Origin of the sequence: Pseudomonas uvaldensis (assembly GCF_021271205.1) — a bacterium.
GTDB lineage: Bacteria > Pseudomonadota > Gammaproteobacteria > Pseudomonadales > Pseudomonadaceae > Aquipseudomonas > Aquipseudomonas uvaldensis.
In genome coordinates this window covers 499,989-520,393 of the sequence record NZ_JAIWKS010000002.1, presented here as the reverse complement: position 1 = coordinate 520,393, position 20,405 = coordinate 499,989, and the positions used below count along the sequence as shown (strand labels likewise).

General features: G+C 64.3%; 6 protein-coding genes and 1 pseudogene. 4 read left to right on the top strand and 3 right to left on the bottom strand.

Features of this window, described 5'->3' with window-relative positions; all coding sequences use genetic code 11:
• Positions 1–25: 25 nt before the first annotated feature.
• A pseudogene (locus LCU97_RS26725) lies at positions 26–6,574 on the bottom strand (amino acid adenylation domain-containing protein); the annotation flags it as partial.
• Positions 6,571–16,125 (bottom strand): non-ribosomal peptide synthetase, encoded by a 9,555-nt coding sequence (locus LCU97_RS05660; RefSeq protein WP_232775803.1) that lies wholly within the window; start codon positions 16,123–16,125, stop codon positions 6,571–6,573. The gene LCU97_RS05660 and the pseudogene LCU97_RS26725, both read right to left, overlap by 4 nt.
• Before the next feature lie 472 nt (positions 16,126–16,597).
• Between LCU97_RS05660 and LCU97_RS05655 the strand changes: the two genes are divergently transcribed.
• The 3 genes from LCU97_RS05655 (at position 16,598) to LCU97_RS05645 (ending at position 18,689) form a co-directional block, all read left to right on the top strand.
• The gene (locus LCU97_RS05655; protein ID WP_053151245.1) at positions 16,598–16,963 is read left to right on the top strand and encodes a YfeK family protein; all 366 of its coding nucleotides are present in this window, start codon (positions 16,598–16,600) and stop codon (positions 16,961–16,963) included.
• A 457-nt stretch (positions 16,964–17,420) separates the two neighbouring features.
• A complete protein-coding gene (locus tag LCU97_RS05650) occupies positions 17,421–18,491 on the top strand; it encodes a DNA-binding protein (protein WP_232775802.1) in 1,071 nt (356 codons plus the stop codon).
• A gap of 3 nt (positions 18,492–18,494) precedes the next feature.
• Positions 18,495–18,689 (top strand): hypothetical protein, encoded by a 195-nt coding sequence (locus tag LCU97_RS05645; RefSeq protein WP_232775801.1) that lies wholly within the window; start codon positions 18,495–18,497, stop codon positions 18,687–18,689.
• Here the strand turns inward: LCU97_RS05645 and LCU97_RS05640 are convergent.
• On the bottom strand, positions 18,686–19,969 hold the full coding sequence (locus LCU97_RS05640; RefSeq protein ID WP_232775800.1) for an OprD family porin: 1,284 nt from the start codon (positions 19,967–19,969) through the stop codon (positions 18,686–18,688). The two genes, LCU97_RS05645 and LCU97_RS05640, sit on opposite strands and share 4 nt — an antisense overlap.
• Positions 19,970–20,246: 277 nt before the next feature.
• Here LCU97_RS05640 and LCU97_RS05635 point away from each other — a divergent pair, with 277 nt between their 5' ends.
• Entirely contained in the window at positions 20,247–20,405 is a 159-nt protein-coding gene (locus tag LCU97_RS05635) for a hypothetical protein (protein WP_232775799.1), read from the top strand.

Sequence of the window (20,405 nt, the reverse complement as noted above, 5' to 3'; positions counted from 1 at the left end):
CTGCATCAGGGGCGTCGGTCGACGTCTCGCCGGGTTTGGCCAGGATCGCCGCGAGTGCGCTGACCGTGGGGGCGCCGAACAGGGTGCGCACATCGATGGCCCAACCGTCTACCCGCAGTTGCTCGACCAACTGCACCGCCAGCAGCGAATGCCCGCCCAGGGCAAAGAAATTGTCCTGGCGTCCCACCCGCGGCACGCCGAGGGTGTGTGCCCAGAGCTCGGCGAGACGAGTTTCCACCGGTCCTTGCGGGGCTTCGTAGTGCTGCAAGGCGAAGTGCTCTTCACCGGGCTCGGGCAGGGCGCGACGGTCGAGTTTGCCGTTGGCGGTCAGGCTGAAAGCCTCAACTTGCACAAAGGCCGCCGGCAGCATGTAGTCGGGCAAAACCGCGGCCAAGCGGCCTCGCAGCTCATTGGGCTGTTGAGCCTGGGTCGCGCTGAAATAGGCGAGCAGGCGCTGCTGGGCGTCGACCCGCACCACCGCTTCGCTGATACCGGGCAGCGCCTTGAGTTGCGCTTCGATTTCCCCCAGTTCGATGCGAAAGCCGCGGACCTTGACCTGCAGGTCGTTGCGTCCGAGGAACATCAGCACGCCGTCCGCGCGCCAGCGCACCAGGTCACCGGTGCGGTATAAGCGCGTGCCGGGGCTGAAGGGGTTGGTGACGAAGCGTTCTTCGCTCAACTGCGCCTGGTTCAGGTAACCGAGGGCCAGCCCGTCGCCACCGATGTACAGCTCGCCAGCGACGCCGATGGGCAGGGCCTGGCGCTGCTCATCGAGGACGTAGACCTGGGTATTGCCGATGGGCCGGCCGATGGGAATGTCGCCCGCCAGCGCATCCTCGAGGGTGATGCGGTGGGTGGTGGCGAAGGTGGTGCTTTCGGTGGGGCCGTAGCCGTTGAGCAACTCGCCCGGAGGTGACCGCCGTAGCACCCGCTCGATGCATCGTGGGTCCAGCACATCGCCGCCGACCATCAGCAAACGCAGGGCGGCAAAGGCCGGGGCCAGGGCGTCGGCAAACCGATGGAACAACCCGGCGGTGAGCCACAGCACGCTGACTTCGTGGCGCAGCAGGTGTTCATTCAAGCGTCCGGCGTCGAGCACCGTCTGGCGCGGGCAGACCACCAGGCAGCCACCGTTGAGCAAGGCGCCCCAGATTTCCAGAGTACTGGCGTCGAAGGCTGGGTTGGCGGCCAGGGCGATGCGGTCCTGGGCGGTGAAGTCGGCAAAGCCATTGTTGATCACCAGCCGGGCGACCGCCCGATGCGGCACCTGCACGCCTTTGGGCACGCCGGTGGAGCCGGAGGTGTACATGATATAGGCAGGGGCATTCGCTGGCGCTGCGTTGACCAGGCGTCGGGGCGCGTCATCGTCCAGGAACAGGTCCGATTCCCACGGGACCAGCACCCGGCACGCCGTGGGCGCCTCGAGCGGCGCGGCCGGCCATTCGTCAACGAGTAACCAGGCGCTGGCGCAATCGTCGAGCAGAGCGCGCTGGCGCTGCGTCGGGGTGGCGGTGTCGATGGGCACGTAGGTCGCACCATTTTTCAGGATTGCCAGAATTGCCATGATCAGGCGCGGGCCACGCTCCAGGCACAGCGCCACCCGGGCGCCTTCGCCAATGCCCTGGGCCGCCAGCCAGTGAGCCAGCTGCTCGGCACGTTGGTCGAGCTGGCGGTAACTCATGGAGCCGGTGACGTCCTGGATCGCCGTGGCTTCGGGCCGGCGGCGGGCCTGGGCCTCGAAGAGGCTGTGCAAGGGTTCGTCGGCGGGGTAGTCGTGGGCCGTGTCATTGAAGCCGTGCAATACCTGGTGGCGTTCGTCGTCACCGAGGATCGACAGTCCGTCGAGCGTTTGTCGGTCATCGTCGATCATCGCTTGCAGGGTGGTGCACAACGCCTGCCAATGACGTTGCATGGTGGCAGCGTCGAACAGGGCGGTGGCGTAGGTCAGGCGTCCGGCGATCATGCCGTCGCGCTCGTGCAGGTTCAGGGTCAGGTCGAACTTGGCGCTGTCTTCGGTGGTGGTCAGCGGCGTGAGCTCCAGGGTGCCCAGTTCCAGGCTCGGCTGCGGCGCGTTCTGCCAGGCGAACATGACTTGGAAGATCGGGCTGTGGGCCAGCGAGCGCGGTGGATTCAGAGCTTCCACCACCTGCTCGAAGGCGACGTCCTGATGCGCCTGGGCCTCCAGGGCGGTGCGCCGCACCTGGGCCAGCAGTTGATCCACCCGCAGGGCATCGGCAAACCGCACCCGCAGGGCCTGGGTGTTGATGAAAAAGCCGATCAGCGGCTCGATTTCGACGCGGGTACGGTTGGCCAGTACCGAGCCGATCACCAGGTCGTCCTGCCCGGACAGGCGTGCCAGGACCACCGACCAGGCGGCCAGTACGGTCATGAACAGCGTGTTGCCATGGCGCTCGCTCAGTTGCCTGAGGGCCTGGACCAATGCCGCCTCCATGCTCACGTCGAGACTGGCCCCGGTGAAATCCTGCTGCGCCGGGCGCGGCCGGTCCAGCGTCAACTGCAGCAACGCCGGCGCGTCAGCGAGTTGCGCACGCCAGTAATCCAACTGTTCGTTGACCCGTTGGACCTGACGGGGAGAGCGTTGCCACATCGCATAATCGGCGTATTGGATGGCCAGTGGCGGCAGCGGATCGGCGCGGTCCTGGATGAACGCTCGATAGAGTTCACTCAGCTCGCGGGTGAGTACGCCCAGCGACCAGGCGTCGCCGACGATATGGTGCAAGGTCACCAGCAGCACATGCTCCTGGTCCGCCAGGCGCAACAGACAACCGCGGATCAGCGGGCCTCGTGTCAGATCGAAAGGTGCCTCGGCGGCTTCGACGCAATGAGCCTGGAACGCCGTGGCGGGCTGGCCCCGCAGGTCGACGCTGCGCAGAGAGAAATCCGCTGGCGGATCGATGACTTGGCAGGGTTCGCCGCCTTCGGCGACGAACCGTGTACGCAGGGCCTCATGCCGCTCGACGATGCGCGACAGCGCGGCGCGCAATGCCGGTTCGTGCAGTTCGCCGCGCAAGCGCAAACCGCCGGCCATGTGGTAGGCAGCACTGGCCTGAGCATCCAGGTGGGCGATGAACCACAGGCGTCGCTGGGCGAACGACAGCGGCAGCGGCGCCTGCCGGGCAGCGACCGGTATCGGCGCAGCGCCAAGCTGGCCGGCCGCGGCCAAGGCTTCGATGGCTCGCGCCTGCTGTTGCAGGATCGGGTGCTCGAACACGCGGGCCAGGGGCAGCTCGATCCGCAGCTGTTGACGCAGTTGGGAAACCAGTTGCACGGCCAGCAGCGAATGCCCCCCGGATTGGAAGAAATGCGCCTGGCGGCCGACCTGCGCCAATCCCAGCAGGCGGCCCCAGATCGTCGCCAGTTGGGTTTCCAACGGGCCTTGGGGTGCCTCGAAGGGGCCGTCGACAGCCTGATCCGGGACCGGCAAGGCGCTGCGGTCGAGTTTGCCATTGGGGGTCAGGGGCAGCGCCGGCAAGGCCACATAGGCACTGGGCTGCATGTATTCGGGCAGCGTCGCGGCCAGGGCATCGTGCAATTGTGCCTCGCTCACCGGAGCTTCGGGCTGCATCACCCAATACGCCACCAAGCGTGGGTCGCCCGGCACGTCCTGGCGGGCGACGACCACCGCGTGCTGCACGCCCGGCACCCGACTGATGGCACTTTCGATTTCGCCCAATTCGATGCGATAGCCGCGCACCTTGACCTGGAAATCGTTGCGGCCCTGGTACAACAACTGCCCATCGGACGTCCATCGACCGAGGTCGCCGGTGCGGTACATTCGCGCGCCGGCTTCGCTGGCGAACGGGTCCTGGACGAAACGCTCCTCGGTCAGCGCCGGCCGATTCAAGTAGCCCCGCGCCACCCCGGCGCCTCCGATGTAGATTTCGCCCGTGACCCCCAAGGGCACCAATTGGCGATGGACGTCGAGCAGGTACACCTGGGTATTGTCCAGCGGCCGGCCGATGCCCGGCACGAAACCCTGGTCACGGTCCATCGACACCCATGTCGAATAGGTGGTGGTTTCCGAAGGGCCATACAGGTTGCACAACCGCCGTACCGCGCTGTTGGCGAAAATTTGCTCCACCAGGCCCTGTTTGAGGGGTTCGCCCGCCAGGTTGAGCACCTGTGTCGACGTGGGAATCGCCTGGGCGCCAACCAGCGCATCGAGCGCCGAAGGCACGCTGTTGATCAGCGTCACTGGCACGGGGTGGTCGAGCAGCGCCAGGGCGTTGCTGGCCACGTGCAGGGTCGCGCCCGCGGCCAGCGGCACGAAGTATTCGAAGACCGCCAGGTCGAAGTTGATCGACGTGGCGAACAGACTGTCGCGCAGGCTGGCGGCATCGAAGGCATGCAACGCCCAGTGCAACAGGTTGCAGGCGTTACGGTGCTCGATCATCACGCCCTTGGGGGTACCGGTGGAGCCGGAGGTGTAGATCACATAAGCCAGGTGATGCGCGCCCAGGCCCAGCTGGACGGGGTCCGGGTTGTCGGCTGGTTGTTCGGCGAGGCGCGCCTGGGTCTGTGGATCGTCCAGGCACACCAGCATGCAGCCATCGCTGACGGCCACGTTCGATTGCAGTGCAGCGACCGTCAGCAACGCCCGCGGGGTGCTGTCGTCAAGCATGTGCATCAGGCGCTCGCGGGGGTAGGCCGGGTCCAGCGGGACGTAGGCCGCTCCGGCCTTGAGAATGCCCAGCAGGGCCACCAGCAGGTGCGGACCCCGCTCCAGACAAATCGCCACGCGACTGTCGGGGCGAACCCCGGTTTGCAACAACAGGTGGGCCAGGCGATTGGCCTGGCGATTGAGTTGCCCGTAGGTCAACGGCGCGGCACCGCCAGCGGCTTCAAAACGTGCGGCGATGGCCTCGGGTTGACGCGCGGCCTGCTGTTCCAGGGCTCTATGCAGCAAGTCCTCGGCGGGCCGTTCGCGGGCCGTTGCGTTGAAGGTCTGCAGCAGTCGCTCGCGTTCCGCCTCGGGCAATACCGAAAGGTGGCAGGCCAACATGTCGGGCTGCCGTTCGAGGGCGTCCAGCAGATTTTCCAGCGCACTTCCAAGCCAGCCGAACACCGGCGCGGCGCCGACCTGGGGGTCGATCTGCAGGCTTAACGAGAAACCCTCGCCGAGGTCGTCCACCGAGAGGTTGAACGGGTAATTCGTGCGTTCCTCGCCGCCGAGCACGCGCATGCCCGCGAGTGCAGGCGCCTGGTCGTTGCCTGCGCTGTGGCGGTAATTGAGCAGCGCCGAGAACAACGCGGTGCCATTGGGCAGGGCGCTGCAGCGTTGGGCCAGGGCCAGGGGCGCGTGTTCGTGGGCAATCAATCGGCTGAGCAGGGTGTGGGTCTGCTGCAGCGCCTGTTCCACGGGGACTGCCAGGCGCACCCGCAGCGGCAAGGTATTGATGAACAGGCCCATGGCCGTGGCGGCCTCGGCAGCGCCCGACAATCGCCCGAACATCACCGTGCCGAACACCACGTCGTCGCGACCGCTGGCTTTGCCCAGTACCATCGCCCAGGCCAGGTGGAACAGGCTTGCGCTGCTGACTTGCAGGCGCCGCGACAGCTCGCGGATGCGCCGACTCAACGTCACCGGCAGTGGCGCCTCCAACGTCTGCACCTGGCTACCATCGCCGCGTACATCGAGCAGGCCGCAAGGTGCGGTAGGCTCGTCGATATCACCCAGCAGTTCGCTGAAAAAAGCCGTGTGTTGCGCTTCGCTCAAGCCCTGGCGGGCGCGCATGACGAAATCGCGAAACGGCTGTGGTGGCTGCAATTGGTCCACACGACCTTGCTGGATCGCCGCGACTTCCCCCACCAGCCGCTCCAGGGAGGTGTGGTCCATGACCGCGTGATGATGCAGCAGTTGCAACAGCCACCGCCCGCCGGCCGGGTCCTCGGCGGCGACTGCGCGCATCAGTGGCGCCTGGCGCAGGTCCAGACGTTGCCGACGCGGATCGGTATGGGCTCGCAGCGCGACCTCGACATCGGCCTGGTCGGTGGTGAATCGTTCCATGATCAGCGGAGCCTGACGCCAGACCACCTGCACGGGTTCGTCGAGGCCTTCCCAGGCCAGCGCGGTACGCAGGATGTCGTGACGGGCGATGGCCTGGTTCAGGGCTTCCATGAAGCGTTGCAGGCAGGCCTCATCGTCGAAGGCCAGCAACACGTGGAGCAAATATGTGTCGCCATGCGCCTGCAGCAGATGGTGAAACAGAATGCCGGCCTGCAACGGCACCAGCGGATAGATATCCTGGATATTCGCCGCGCCACCGGGCACGCCGGCAACGATGCTTTCGATCTGCGCCTGATCGAGCTGGCACAGGTCGAACATCGCCGGGGTGATCTGGGTGGTCCCCACGGGCAGTCCGCTGGTCCGGGCCGCCGGGGTCGCGGGCTGGCGCAGTGCTTCGATCAGCGCCGGTTTGTGGCTGCGCAGCAGTGCGATCAGTGCCTGATCGGCCAGGACTTCGTCGTCGGCCACCACCGACAGTTGATCGCCGCGCAGGGACAGGGTGACGCCACGGTGTTTGAGCAAGGCCAGCAATTGATCCGCAGTCACAGGAGCAGTTCCTTCAATGGAGTGGTGACCGCCGCCAGACCGGCGAGGGTCGGCGCGGTGAACAGTTGGCTGATGTCGGCCCGCAGGTTGTGTTGGCGCAGGCGCTCGACCAACCCCATGGCAATCAGCGAATGGCCACCCAGGGCGAAGAAATTGTCGTGGCGGCTGACCCGCTCGACATTCAGCAGCTCGCACCAGAGGGCGGCCAGGACGACCTCGATTTCGCCCTGGGGCGCCTCATAGGGCGTCTGCACGAACGCCTGGGCATCCGGCTCGGGCAGCGCGTTGCGGTCGAGCTTGCCGTTGGCGGTCAGCGGCAGCCGGTCCAGGCGCACATAGGCACTGGGCAACATGTAATCGGGCAAATGTTCGCTCAGGGTGGTGCGGGCCTGACCTGGAGTCGGCGGTGTGTCGCCCTGCAAGTAAGCGATCAACCGGTCCACGCCGTGGCGATCGGGACGGCCTATCACCACGGCTTGGCGCACTCCGGGCAGTGCCAGCAGGTGGCTTTCGATTTCGCCCAGTTCGATGCGATGCCCGTGGATCTTCACCTGGAAGTCGGTGCGTCCCAGGTAACTGAGGCTGCCATCCGACTCCCAGCGGCCCAGGTCGCCGGTGCGATACAAGCGCGCATCAGATTCGCGGGAAAACGGGTCGACGAGGAAGCGCTCACCGGTGAGCGCCTCACGCCGCCAGTAGCCACGCGCCACGCCCTGGCCGCCGATATGAATCTCTCCGACTACCCCCAGCGGGACGCGCCGACCGTGGGCGTCGAGCACTTGCACCCGGGTATTGGGCAGCGGCTGTCCGAGGCTCGGCAGCGCATGCTGATCGAGCCAGGCGCTGGTGGTGTCGACGGTGCACTCGGTGGGTCCGTAGACATTCAGGACACGCAGGTGGGATTCATGGGCCAGTTGTGTCCACAGTTCAGCGGGCACCGCTTCGCCCCCCAGCAGGATGCGCGGCGGCAATGGCTGTGGCTGGGCTTGGGCCTGCCGGTGCTTGAGCAGGGCTTGCAACTGGCTCGGCGTGCAATCGAACAGTGTGACTTGCTGGTGGTGCAGGTAATCCAGCAGCGCCCCGGCATCCAGCCGTACGCGTTTGGGAATCAGCACCAGGCAGTGACCACTGAGCCATTGGCAAAGCTGCTGCACCGAGGCATCGAAGGCCATCGACGCATTGAGCGAGCAGCGGCTGTTGGGGGGCAGGTCGTCCAATCGCTGGCGCAAGCCAGCCCACAGATTGAGCACCGAGCGGTGCTCGACCATGACCCCTTTTGGCTGCCCGGTGGAGCCGGAGGTGTAGATCATGTATGCCAGGTCAGTCGGCTGCGGGCCTGGTACGGTTTCTGTCGTTGCCGGGACTTGCAAGCGGCCATGTTGTACAGGCGCGTCGAGGCTGATCAACGGTCCGCCCGTGAAGGCGGGCAGCCGGTCGCGCACCTGCTCCTGGGTGATCAGCGCCGCGGGGGCACTGTCATCCAGCAGATAGGCGAGGCGGCTGGCCGGGTAGTCGGGATCCATCGGCACGTAGGCACAGCCGGCTCTCCACACCGCCAGCAAGGCGACCGCCGCATGCGCCTGGCGCTCCAGGCAGACAGCGACGAACTGACCGCGCCGCACCCCTTGGCCCAGCAGGTGATGGGCCAGGCGGTCAGCTTGCCGGTCGAGCTCACGGAACGTCAGGGACTGATGCTCGTCGATCACCGCCAAGGCGTCCGGCGTAGCCGCGACCTGTTCGGCAAACCGCTGCGCCAGCGTGCCCTCGGGCGCAACCGTGGGCGGCGGGTTGAGGCGGTCCAGGTGCGCCTCTTCTTGCGGGGGTAGCACGCGCAATTGCTGCACCGGCATGTCGCCTGTCTGTGCCAGGGCCTCTACCAGCGAGTCGAGGGCTTGCAGCATGAACTCGACGAGCCGCTCGGGCGCGTGTTCGGGGTGGGTCTGGGCCGTGAGCTGGAAACCTTCGCCCAGGTCATCCATCGCCAGATTGAAGGGGTAGTGGGTGCGTTCTTCGCTGTGCAGCAAGGTCATTCCCGGCATTGCCCGGGGGATGTTCGCTTGCCCGGCATGGCTGTACCGGTAGTTGAACAGCGCACTGAACAGGGCCGTGCCCGCCGGTACCGCGCTGCATCGCTGGGCCAAAGCCAGCGGGGTCTGTTCGTGGCAGAGCAGACCGTTCAAGGCCTCCTGAACCCTCTGCAGCACGGCGTGGGTGCTGTCTTGCAGGCGCACGCGCAATGGCAGCGTATTGATGAACAAGCCCAGGGTCCGGTCCGCATGGGCGCCAGCCTGCAGGCGTCCGAACAGCACCGTGCCGAACACCACATCGTCGCGGCCGCTGAGGCGTCCCAGCACCAATGCCCACGCCAGATGGCAGATACCCGCCACACTCACGCCGTGGGCATGGGCCTGCTGGCGCAGCCGGCGCGCCAAGTCCGGGGATAACGCTTGCCGGTGCTCCAGGGCTTGCCAGCGCGGGTCGGCGTGCAAGTCGACGTCGAAAGGCAGGGTCGGCTCGTCCAGGTCGCCCAACTGCTCGCTGAAGAACTTGCACGCGGCGTCCACCACCTCCGGGCGCCGTGCCTGGGCCACCAGGCCACGGGGGCTGGTGGGCGCGGGCAGTTCTGCCCGACGACCGCCTTCGATCAGGGCAATTTCCTCCACCATCAACTCCAGGGAGGTGTGATCCACCACCACGTGGTGATGAAGCAACAACAGCAGCCAACGGTCATGGACCGCGTCAAAGGCTACGCGGGCTTCGATCAGCGGCGCCTGGCGCAGGTCGAGACGGAAATGGCGCGGGTCGGCGCTGGCGTGCAAGCGGGCGGCGATATCCTCGCCGTCGAGCACCAGGCGTCGGGGCGTGAACGCGACGTGCCGCAGGACCACCTGCAATGGCTCGTCCAGATCCTCCCAGAGCACCAGGGTACGCAGCGCGTCATGCCGGGCAATGACCTGTTCCAGCGCGGCGCAGAACCGTTGCAGGCAGGCCTCGTCGGTAAACGCCAGCAAACTGCGTAGCACGTAGCGATCACCGTCGCGCTGGGCCCGGTGGTGATAGAGCATGCCTTCCTGCAACGGGCCCAGCGGGTAGATGTCCTGGATGTTGGCGGCACCGCCGGGCACCTGTGCGGCGATCTGGTCGATACGCGTCTGGGACAGCATCACCAGGTCGAGCATCTCGGGGGTGATGCGCGAGCAGGAGGGCGCGATGGTGCTGACGCTGGCCACGGGCGCGGCGCTGCGGTCGAGTGCTTCCAGGCGCCGGGCCTGGGCGGCGAGGGTAGAGCGCTCGAAGACGCTGCGGATGTCCAGGTTCCAACCGTTGCGGCGCAGTTGTTCGAGCAGTTGCACCGCGAGCAGCGAATGCCCGCCAAGGCTGAAGAAGTCATCCTCGCGGTCGATGTCCGGTTGGCCAAGCACTTGTGCCCAAATCGCCGCCAGACGTTGTTCAGTGTCGCCGCGGGGCGGCTGCCTGATGCCGTCGGCGGTGGTAGTGCCGGGCATCGGCAGGGCCTGGCGGTCGATTTTGCCGTTGGGGGTCAGCGGCAGGCGCTCCAGGACGATGCAGGCGCTGGGCAGCATGTAGTCCGGCAAGCGCTGTTCCAGATAGGCGCGTACAGCCGCCGTGCCGAGGACTGGCGCGTGGGTATTCTCGGCCACCAGATAAGCGACGAGTCGCGGGTCGCCGGACGGGGCGGATTGCGCCACCACTACGGCTTCGCGTACGCCCGCCAGCCCCAGCAACTGAGCTTCGATTTCCCCCAGTTCGATGCGAAAACCGCGCACCTTGACCTGGAAGTCGTTGCGCCCCAGGTACTCCAGGTGACCGTCGGCCCGCCAGCGCCCCAGGTCGCCGGTGCGGTACATGCGCGCCGCGGGATCGTCGACGAATGGATCGGACAGGAAGCGTTCGGTGGTCAGCACGCTGCGGTTCAAATAGCCTCGCGCGACACCGGCGCCACCGATGTAGATCTCCCCGGGCACGCCCAGCGGCACTGGCTGGCGATGCGGGTCCAACACGTAAATCCGGGTGTTGTCCAGGGGGCGACCAATGCCGGCCAGGTAACCGTCTTCACGGCGCATTGACAGCCAGGTGGAGTAGGTGGTGGTTTCGGTCGGGCCGTAGAGGTTGCACACCCGGCGCACCGCGCTGCGGCTGAACAATTGCGCCACCAGCGGAGCCTTGAGGGGTTCGCCGGCCAGGTTGATAACGCGAACGGTGTCGGGGATGGCATCGATCCGCGCCAGTTGCTCCACCGCCGAGGGCACGCTGTTGACCAGCGTCACGGCCCGTGGCTGCGTCACCAGGGAGAGAGCGTTGTCCACCAGTTGCAGGGTTGCGCCGGCGGCCAGTGGCACGAAGCATTCGAACACCGCCAGGTCGAAGTTGATCGAGGTGGCGAACAGGCTCAGTTGCATCTCCTCGGTCTGGAAATTATCCAACGCCCAATGCAGCAGATTACAGGCGTTGCGGTGTTCGATCATCACGCCCTTGGGCAGGCCTGTGGAGCCAGAGGTGTAGATCACGTAGGCCAAGTGTGCCGGGGCCAGGTCCGGGATCTTCGGGTTGTCCAGCGACAGGGCGCCCACGCGGTCCGCCAAAGGTGGCGAATCCAACTGCCAATGAGCGGCGCCTGGCGAGGCCGGCAAACTCCCGTGCGCGGCCTGGCTGGTGAGCACCAGGCGCGGCGCACTGTCCTCAAGCATGTGCACCAGGCGCGCCGCCGGATAGGCCGGGTCCAGCGGCACGTAGGCTGCACCGGCCTTCAGGGTGGCGAGCATGGCCACCAGCAGGTGAGGGCCGCGTTCAAGGCAGATCGCTACCCGGTCATCGGGGCGCACGCCGGCGGCCAGCAAGGCATGGGCCAGTTGGTTCGCACGACCATTGAGTTGCGCATAGGTGAGCGATGTCTCACCGGCGCTGTCGATATGCGCCGCCACCCGGTCGGGATGCAGGGCTGCCTGCTGCTCGAAGGGTTCATGCAGCAGGGTGTCCCGTGGGTGCGCCCGGTGGGTGGCATTGAACCCGTTCAGCACTTGCTCACGCTGGGCGGCGGGCAATGTGCCCAAGGTGCAAGCTCGTATCGCCGGTGTCGACTCCAGGCTCTGTGCCAACACTTCAAGGGCCTGCACCATATGGGCTAACACGGCCTCGGCGTTCACCGAATGATGGATTTGCCCGGTGAGGGCGAAGCCGTCGCCGAGGTCGTCCACAGACAGACTGAACGGATAGTTGCTGCGCTCCTCGCTGCCCAGCCACTGCACACCCGGCAGCGCAAACGCCGGTTGTGCGCTGCGCTGAGCCTGACTGTGGCGAAAATTCAGCAGCGCCGAAAACAGCGGCGTCTGGCTGGGCAGGGCGCTGCACCGTTGCGCCAGTGCCAGAGGCGCATGTTCGTGGGCGAGCAATTCGATCAGCCGGCCGTGAGTCTGCCGCAGGGCTGCGTGCAGTGGTGCATCAAGGTCGATGCGCAGCGGTAAGGTATTGATGAACATGCCCAGCGCCCGCTCGGCTTGTTCGCCGGCGCTGAAACGACCGAACAGCACGGTGCCGAACACCACCTCGTCGCGGCCGCTGGCCTTGCCGATCAACAGGGCCCAGGCCAGGTGAAACAGGCTGGCGACACCGACCTCCCAGGTCTTGGCCAACTGTCGCAAGCGCAGGGCCAGGGCCGGTTCCAGCGCACGTTGGGCCTCGCGGTTATCGCGGCCCGAACCTTTTACGTCGTGCAGGCCGTAGGGCAGGGCCGGCTCGGTGAGGTCGCCGAGCAGTCGCTGGAAATAAGCTTCGGCGCTGGCCTGGCGATGGGGCTGGCGCGCCTGGGCGACGAACTGGCGAAACGGCACGCTCGGGGGCAGATGGCGATGGGGGTCGAGCATCAGTGCACGAACTTCGGCGAACAGTGACCCCAAGGTGGCGTGGTCGATGGCCAGGTGATGATGGACCAGTTGCAGTTGCCAGTGTTGTGTCGCGCTGTCGAAACGCACGAAGGCTCGCGCCAGAGGCGCGCGTCGGATGTCCAGCGGTTGGTCGCTGAACCGTTCAGCGTCGGCGAGCTCTTGCACTGGCAGGTTCGCGCTACGCCAGACCACTTGCACCGGCTCGTCCAGGCCTTCCCAGAGTACCGCGCTACGCAACACGTCGTGGCGGGCGATCACTTGGTCGAACGCCGCGACGAAGCCTTGCAGTCGCTCATGGCTGTCAAAGGCCAGGGTAGCGCGCAGCAAGTAGGCGTCGTCATCCGGTTGTAACAGGTGCTGGAACAGCAAGCCTTCCTGCAGAGGCGCCAGCGGGTAGATGTCCTGGATGTTGGCCGTGCCACCCCCGACAGCCGCGACGACCAAGTCGATCTGCGCTTGCGCAAGGCTGAGCAGGGGCAGCATGTCCGGGGTGATGCGCGGGCAGTCCGGGGCGATGCCCGAGGTAACGGTAGGCGCATGGGGGGCGGCTGGGCTCACCGGGTGTTCGAGTAGCAGGGCCAGATGGTGAAGGTTCGCCGCAGTGAACAAGGTCCCGATGTCAAGATGCCAACCTTCGGCCCGCAATTGCTCGACCAACTGCACCGCCAGCAGCGAGTGGCCGCCCAGGGCAAAGAAATTGTCCTGGCGTCCCACCCGCGGCACGCCGAGGGTGTGTGCCCAGAGCTCGGCGAGACGAGTTTCCACCGGTCCCTGCGGTGCTTCGTAGCGCTGCAAGGCGAAGTGCTCTTCACTGGGCTCGGGCAGGGCGCGGCGGTCGAGTTTGCCGTTGGCGGTCAGGCTGAAAGCCTCAACTTGCACGAAGGCCGCCGGCAGCATGTAGTCGGGCAAAACCGCGGCCAAGCGGCCTCGCAGCTCATTGGGCTGTTGAGCCTGGGTCGCGCTGAAATAGGCCAACAAGCGCTGCTGGGCGTCGACTTGCACTACCGCTTCGGTGATGCCGGGCAGCGCCTTGAGCTGCGCTTCGATTTCCCCCAGTTCGATGCGAAAGCCGCGGACCTTGACCTGCAGGTCGTTGCGTCCGAGAAACATCAGCACGCCGTCGGCGCGCCAGCGCACCAGGTCACCGGTGCGGTACAAGCGCGTGCCGGGGCTGAAGGGGTTGGTGACGAAGCGTTCTTCGTTCAACTGCGCCTGGTTCAGGTAACCGAGGGCCAGCCCGTCGCCACCGATGTACAGCTCGCCAGCGACGCCGATGGGCAGCGGCTGGCGCTGCTCGTCGAGGACGTAGACCTGGGTATTGCCGATGGGCCGGCCGATGGGAATGTCGCCCGCCAGCGCATCCTCAAGGGTAATGCGGTGGGTGGTGGCGAAGGTGGTGCTTTCGGTGGGACCGTAGCCGTTGAGCAACTCGCCCGGAGGTGACCGCCGTAGTACTCGCTCGATGCACCGCGGGTCCAGCACGTCGCCGCCGACCATCAGCAAACGCAGGGTGGTGAAGGCCGGGGCCAGGGCGTCGGCAAACCGATGGAACAACCCGGCGGTGAGCCACAGCACGCTGACTTCGTGGCGCAGCAGGTGTTCATTCAAGCGTCCGGCGTCGAGCACCGTCTGGCGCGGGCAGACCACCAGGCAGCCACCGTTGAGCAAGGCGCCCCAGATTTCCAGGGTACTGGCGTCGAAGGCCGGGTTGGCGGCCAGGGCGATGCGGTCCTGGGCGGTGAAGTCGGCAAAGCCGTTGTTGATCACCAGCCGGGCGACCGCCCGATGCGGCACCTGTACGCCTTTGGGCATACCGGTGGAACCGGAGGTGTACATGATGTAGGCGACAGCCCCGGCACGTTGCGGCGGCGGGTTAGGCGCGTCCTCGAATGATCCGGCAACATCGATCAGTTGCACGTCTTGCACCGCAGGCCCGTCGTTGCCTTCGACCAGCAGCCAGCCACTGCCACAATCGGCCAGTACCCGTGTCTGATGGGCCAAGGGGGCATCCCGATCGATGGGCACATAGGCGGCGCCGCGCTTGAGGATGGCCAGCACCGACACGATCAACGCCGTGCCGCGCGGCAAAGCCAGCGCCACTGAGTCACCGGCCTTGATACCACACGCCGCCAGATGCGCGGACAGGCGCTCGGCGCGGCGGTCGAGCTGACGGTAGCTCAACGACTGATCGCCATCGAGCAGTGCCGTAGCATCGGGCCGCCGCCGCACTTGCGCTTCGAACAGGCTGTGCAGGGACTCGTCGGCCGGGTAGTCACGCAGGCTGGTATTGAACCCATGGAGTACTTGCTGCTGTTCGGCGGCATCCAGCAGCGAGGCATCGCCCAGCGGCCGGTCAGGGTCAGCCAGCAGCTGTTCGGTCAGATGGTGAAGGCGCCGCAGATGCGCGGCCATGTCGTCGGCGCTGAACAGCTGCGGGTCGTAGTTGAACTCCAGGAGCGGCTCGGTTTTCTCCTCGTAATGACGCAGGTAGATGGCCAGCGGATAGCGCTCATGGCCGTTGTGCCAGGTGCGCAGCGCACATCGTGCCGGCCCCAGGTGCACGTCCCCCGGATATTGTTCGACTGACAGCATCACCTCGAACAAATGGCCGGGATGACCGGCGCGGGCGCGCAACTCGCGATGCAGGGTCTGCAGTGGGTAGCGTTGGTGCCGGTAGCTGCGCAGCGTCTGGCTGGCCACCTGCTGCACGGCGCGGGCAAAGTTCTGCGTCGGATCGACCTGCACCGTCAATGGCAAGACCGAGGAAAACATCCCGGCCGTACGTTTTTGCAGCGGGTTGCCGCGGTTGTGCACGGGCAGGCCGATGACCAGCTGTTCGCGTTGATCGGTCATTCGGCTGAAATAATAGGCCAACAGGGCGCTGAGGCCGTGGCTCAGCGTGGCGCCCTGGGTTTTCGCCCATTGGCTCAAGCGCTCAAGGCGCTCGCTGCCCAGCCTCCAGATCGCCTGGGCACTGGGCACCGGCTCGCCGACGTTGGCTCGGGGGGCCTGCTGGAACAACGGCGCCGGCAGCGCCGGAAATTGTTCGAGCCAGTAATCACGAGCCTTGGCGTAGCGCACCGAATCGAGGAACGTTTGGTCCCGGGCCAGGAAATCGCGATAGCCCTGGGCCAACTCGGCGTCGAGGATGGGCGGTTGGCCTTGCAGCAACTGGTTATAGGCCGCGCTCACAGCCTGGCCGATCAAGCCCACCGAGGTGCCGTCGCAGATCAGGTGGTGATAACGGCTGTTCCATAGCGCATGGGTGTCCGACAGCTGGAACCATTCCATGCTCCACAATAGCTGGTCGTAAAGGGCGAACGGGGTACGATTGAGCTGCGTGATGCGGGCCAGGGCAGCGTCGCGGGCCTGGGGTTCGGCGCGCCAGTCGTGGTAGGCCAGCGTGCCCTGCACGGTGTCGTCAACCCGTTGCGTCACATGTCCGGCGTGCTCGCTGAAGATCAACCGCAAGGCGTCATGCTGGGCCACCACGGCCCGCAGCGCGGCGGCGAACAAGGCGAGATCCACCGCACCGTGGATCTCCACGGTGACACCGATGTTGTAGGAAGGGGTATCGGGCGACAGCTGTTGATCGAGCCAGACGGACTGCTGGGTAGAACTCAATAAATAGCGTTGCGCTTCGACCATGACACTTCCCTGTGAATGGTTGCGATCCTGGTCGATACGCAGCGGTGGCGCCGACTTTCTCGAACCGGTTGTCCTTGAAAACGAACGGCGCATGGCCTTGTCGACGGGCCTGCCGCCCATAGAGGGGAGCGAGGCGAGCCGCTGGCGGCGCTCGGACGTTTATTCCGAGCGCGTAACATAGCAGCGCTTTCGAGGATGGGAAGCTAATTTTTACGAGTTGTACGATGTCATAACGCAATCAAATGATCGCCACTCCGCAACCTAGAGCGGTCGCGAAATAATTTGCCCGAGGGGCATTTGATTCCCTGCGGGAGGCGGGCTTATTTTCTATACCTTGCTGACGGGATCGCCAGGCGCTTCCCGGATCACTCGCTATACGTCATGCTCAAGGGAACCATTTCTACCAAAACCGGGCTTCTTGCCCTCTGCTGTCGAAGAGCGAATCGCAACAGCGTCAATACGAGGATCAAACATGCGAAAGTGGATGGGAGCGGCAGGCGTTTGTCTTATCGCAATCGTAACCAATGCGCAGGCTCAAGCCACACCTCAAACCACTCAAGAAATAAGGGGGCTGCTGGACTTTGTCGAGCACAGTAAATGCCAATTCGTGCGTAACGGAGAGGCGTTCCCAGGTCCCGAGGCTCGTGCGCATCTGGAGCAAAAGCTGAATTACCTGGAGGACAAGCACAAGGTGAACAGTGCAGAGGACTTCATCGATCTTGCTGCCACGAAAAGCAGCATGAGCGGCCGCGACTATGAGGTGCGATGTCCAGAAGGCGCACAGCCTGCGAGTGCCTGGCTCAAGCGGGAACTACAGAGACAGCGGCAGCTTCATTGATGTTGTCTCAAGACGAATAAAACTTGGGTGGCGTTGGGCTTTTTACTTCCCGCTTTTCACTGCCTGCTAAAGAGTGCCGGATAGGATTACCGGCATTCTTTTTGCCTTTTCGGCAAGCGCTTGTTGGGCGGCGCGCAAGGCAAATTCCGCCGAAGGACACGCTGGGATCTACACAGCGCAACGCCGATTTCATCTCCTCCCAGCCCACATCTCCCATCAATCCCTTGATGTCCCCCCCTTCGCAGACGCTCAGGTCGCAAGTCCGCGCCCCGTCGAGTGACGGCTGTACAACTCCAGGTGCTAGAGCAGCAGCGGGGCGGCCTGTCTGACTGTGTGCAGGGCGCACGACCCCTGATGCCTTGATCATTTGGCGGACTCAGTCAAACGGTGTAGGGTTGAATTAATTCATTATGTAGTTACATAATACGTAACACGGTATGAAATCGTAGGAGGCGCCATGGCCAGAAGCGGGATCAACAAAGCTGTAGTGCAAAAGGCACGTCAGGCACTGCTGGCCAGGGGAGCCAACCCCAGTATCGACGCCGTGCGCGTAGAGCTCGGGAATACGGGGTCCAAGACGACGATTTCCCGCTACCTGAAGGAGCTTGAACCGTCCAATTCAGAGCCTGTGAGTTCACGTGAGCGCATGGGCGAAACGCTCAACGGTATGGTGCAAACGTTGCTGGATCAGTTGATGGAGGAGGGGCAGGACGTCATCTCCCAGGCGACGGCGGCTTTTGAGCAGCAGCGGATCGTGCTGGAAAACCAGATCATCGAGCTCAGGTCGGAACTGGCCAGTGCTCAACGGCAATTGGCCACCCAACAGGCCGCGATAGAGATGCAGAGCGCTGAACTCGCAACCACCCAGTCCTCGCTCCAGGCTGAGTTGACGCGCAATGCACGCATCAGTCAGCGCTGTACCGACCTGGAATCCCTGGTCGCTGAAAAGGACAAACACCTCCAATCGCTGGAGGAAAAGCACGTTCAGGCTCTCGGAGCGCTAGAGCACTATCGAGAAGCGGTGAAGGAGCAACGCAATCAAGATCAACGCCGGCACGAGTCTCAACTGCATGAGATGCAGGTTGAGCAGCGCAAGTTGCGAGAAACCATCGTCGTAAAACAGGACGATCTGACGCGACTGAATCGCGACAATGAACGCCTCCTCGGTGAGACCAGGCAGCAAACCAAAGCCCTGCACACGCAGGAAGCCTTGGTTCAGTCGCTGAATACTCAAATTGAGGCGCTGCGCCAGGCTGAGGCGAAGACCGTTGGGGTGACTGAACACCTCATGAAGCAGATCTCGGCTCTGCATGAAGAGATAAAGGCGCTCCACAAGGCCGCCGCCGTAGCCGATCTGCGTGAGCAAGAAACACTGGCGCTGGTCGCGTCGCTTCAGAGAGAGAATGAACAACTTCGCCAGGCTGAGAAAGAAAAGTCAGTCTTGGAGGAGGGCGGCGATGCTGCCTCAGGGGCAGAGAAGAAACAACTCGCCGGGCACACCAAACCTTCGAAACGACCAAGGAGATAAAACATGGATCAGCTCATAGGAAATCCGCAGGGCCATGAAAGCTCATCAGCTTGGCAATTCGCTCATCAGCGTCTCTCCCAGATGCTGATGGACAGGGTTGAGCCATTTGGCTCTTTGGTTCCGATCATGAAGCTGGATGCCGCCGACAACAGGGAACACCGGTCGACATTCAACGTCACCGGGCGGCGAACCGGTTAAAAGCGTCCCAGCTTGAGGGGGTATTCGACCACGATGTAAACCCGGTCGATGTCATCGCCGCCCTGAGCGCTGTTGGCCCGATGGGTCACCTGGGACACCTGCACGGACAGATCCTTGGCCGGTCCCGATTGCACGGTGTAGTGCAGATCGATATCCCGCTCCCAATGACGTCCGCCGTTTCCCTGTTGCGGGACGAACTGACCGGTATCCGGGTCAAATGGGTTGTACGCCCCACCTTGAGGGGCATGGGTGCCGTCGATGCCGCGGCCGGTGACGTAGCGAGTCATGAATTTCAAGCCGGGGACGCCGAAAGCGCCCAGGTCGAGGTCGTAGCGGGCCTGCCAGGAGCGCTCGCCGGCGCCGTTGAAATCTGCGTACTTGATGGAGTTGGCCAGATAGATCGAGTCGCCGCCCACAAAGTCGAATGGCGTGTCGCCGTGGATTTTCTGATAGGCCAGCGTGAATCCCTGGGCGCCGAGGGTGTACTTGCCGGACAGGCTGTACGCCGTGTTATCAATCCCGCCGGCCACGGCGTTGCCGTAATCCTGGGTGTGGTAAACGTTGCTGTCCAGGAATAACCCGGATCGCTTCAGATGCAGGTTGGCGTAGTACTGACGCCAGGTGTCGGACAGCTCGGACGCGTACAGAGCACCGCCCAACGGCTGGTCTTCGAACAGTTGAGCTCCGAGAAAACTGATGTCGCCAGTGGCGGTGCTCACCCCATAGCCGCTGAAGTCCCCTTTGCTGGTCGAGGTATCTTGGTTCTTGAACGCAGTGAAGTGCCCGGCCTGCAAATGCACGTCGTCGAACTCCTGGCTGTCGAGCAGAAGGCCCGTGGCATATTCCGGTTGCAGCCGCTTGTCAGCGGTGTCGAACACCGGGGTTTCCACGGTCATCTCACCGTAGACCAAGGTGGTTCTGGACGTGCGCAGTTTCAGCGCGCCACCGGCGCTGGAGAAGTCGCTTTCACCGCGGCCATCCGCATCCAACGGCAGCAATCCAGTGCCGGAACGGCCCTTGCCGCCATCCAGTTTCAAACCGAAAAAACCATGGGCATCGACACCGAATCCGACATTGCCGGGGGTAAAGCCGGAGACAAATGTGGCGATGAAGCCTTGAGCCCATTCCTGCTTGTAGCTTTTGTTCGCCGGGGAGGGGGATCGGTAGTCATTCTGAAGGAAGAAATTGCGGCTCAGCACGTCAAGGGTTGAGCCGTCCATGAAGCCTAGCGCCGATGGCTCAGCAGCCTGGGCTGTGCTGCAGGTTCCGATTAGCAACATGGATAACCAGAGCTTGGAGCGTGGCCATGGTTGCGCGCGGGCTTTATTGCTGCAAAGGCTGCAGGGGTTCAGTGCTTGGGTTGCGGTGCGCATGCTGTAGCCAGTTCGGTGACGAGGGCCCGATTATTGGCCGCAGGGCTCTGGCTGGTGAGTTAAACGTTGTTAATTCTGAGTGGGTACGACTCATCAGGCTAAAGCTAGCGCAAGCTCGTATGGCATTGAACGCCTCGCAGCGCCTGTCCTCCAATCACTATCAGAAAGAAGAAGGAGAACCAGCATGCAGCCTAAGACTGAAGGACTTGAAGAGCAGGGCCCTAGCAGCGTGCCCTACATAAACGATCCAGAAAAGCCGACTTCGCCGCCCTTGAACGATGCCGACGCCACTAATGGAGCTGAGGCGGAGGAAGATATTCAGGACGATGCTGAATCCATTTGA

Coding starts and splice junctions, on each gene's coding strand:
- LCU97_RS05635 (WP_232775799.1), top strand. CDS start 20,247: ATGCAGCCTAAGACTGAAGGACTTGAAGAGCAGGGCCCTAGCAGCGTG.
- LCU97_RS05645 (WP_232775801.1), top strand. CDS start 18,495: ATGGATCAGCTCATAGGAAATCCGCAGGGCCATGAAAGCTCATCAGCT.
- LCU97_RS05660 (WP_232775803.1), bottom strand. CDS start 16,125: ATGGTCGAAGCGCAACGCTATTTATTGAGTTCTACCCAGCAGTCCGTC.
- LCU97_RS05640 (WP_232775800.1), bottom strand. CDS start 19,969: ATGTTGCTAATCGGAACCTGCAGCACAGCCCAGGCTGCTGAGCCATCG.
- LCU97_RS05655 (WP_053151245.1), top strand. CDS start 16,598: ATGCGAAAGTGGATGGGAGCGGCAGGCGTTTGTCTTATCGCAATCGTA.
- LCU97_RS05650 (WP_232775802.1), top strand. CDS start 17,421: ATGGCCAGAAGCGGGATCAACAAAGCTGTAGTGCAAAAGGCACGTCAG.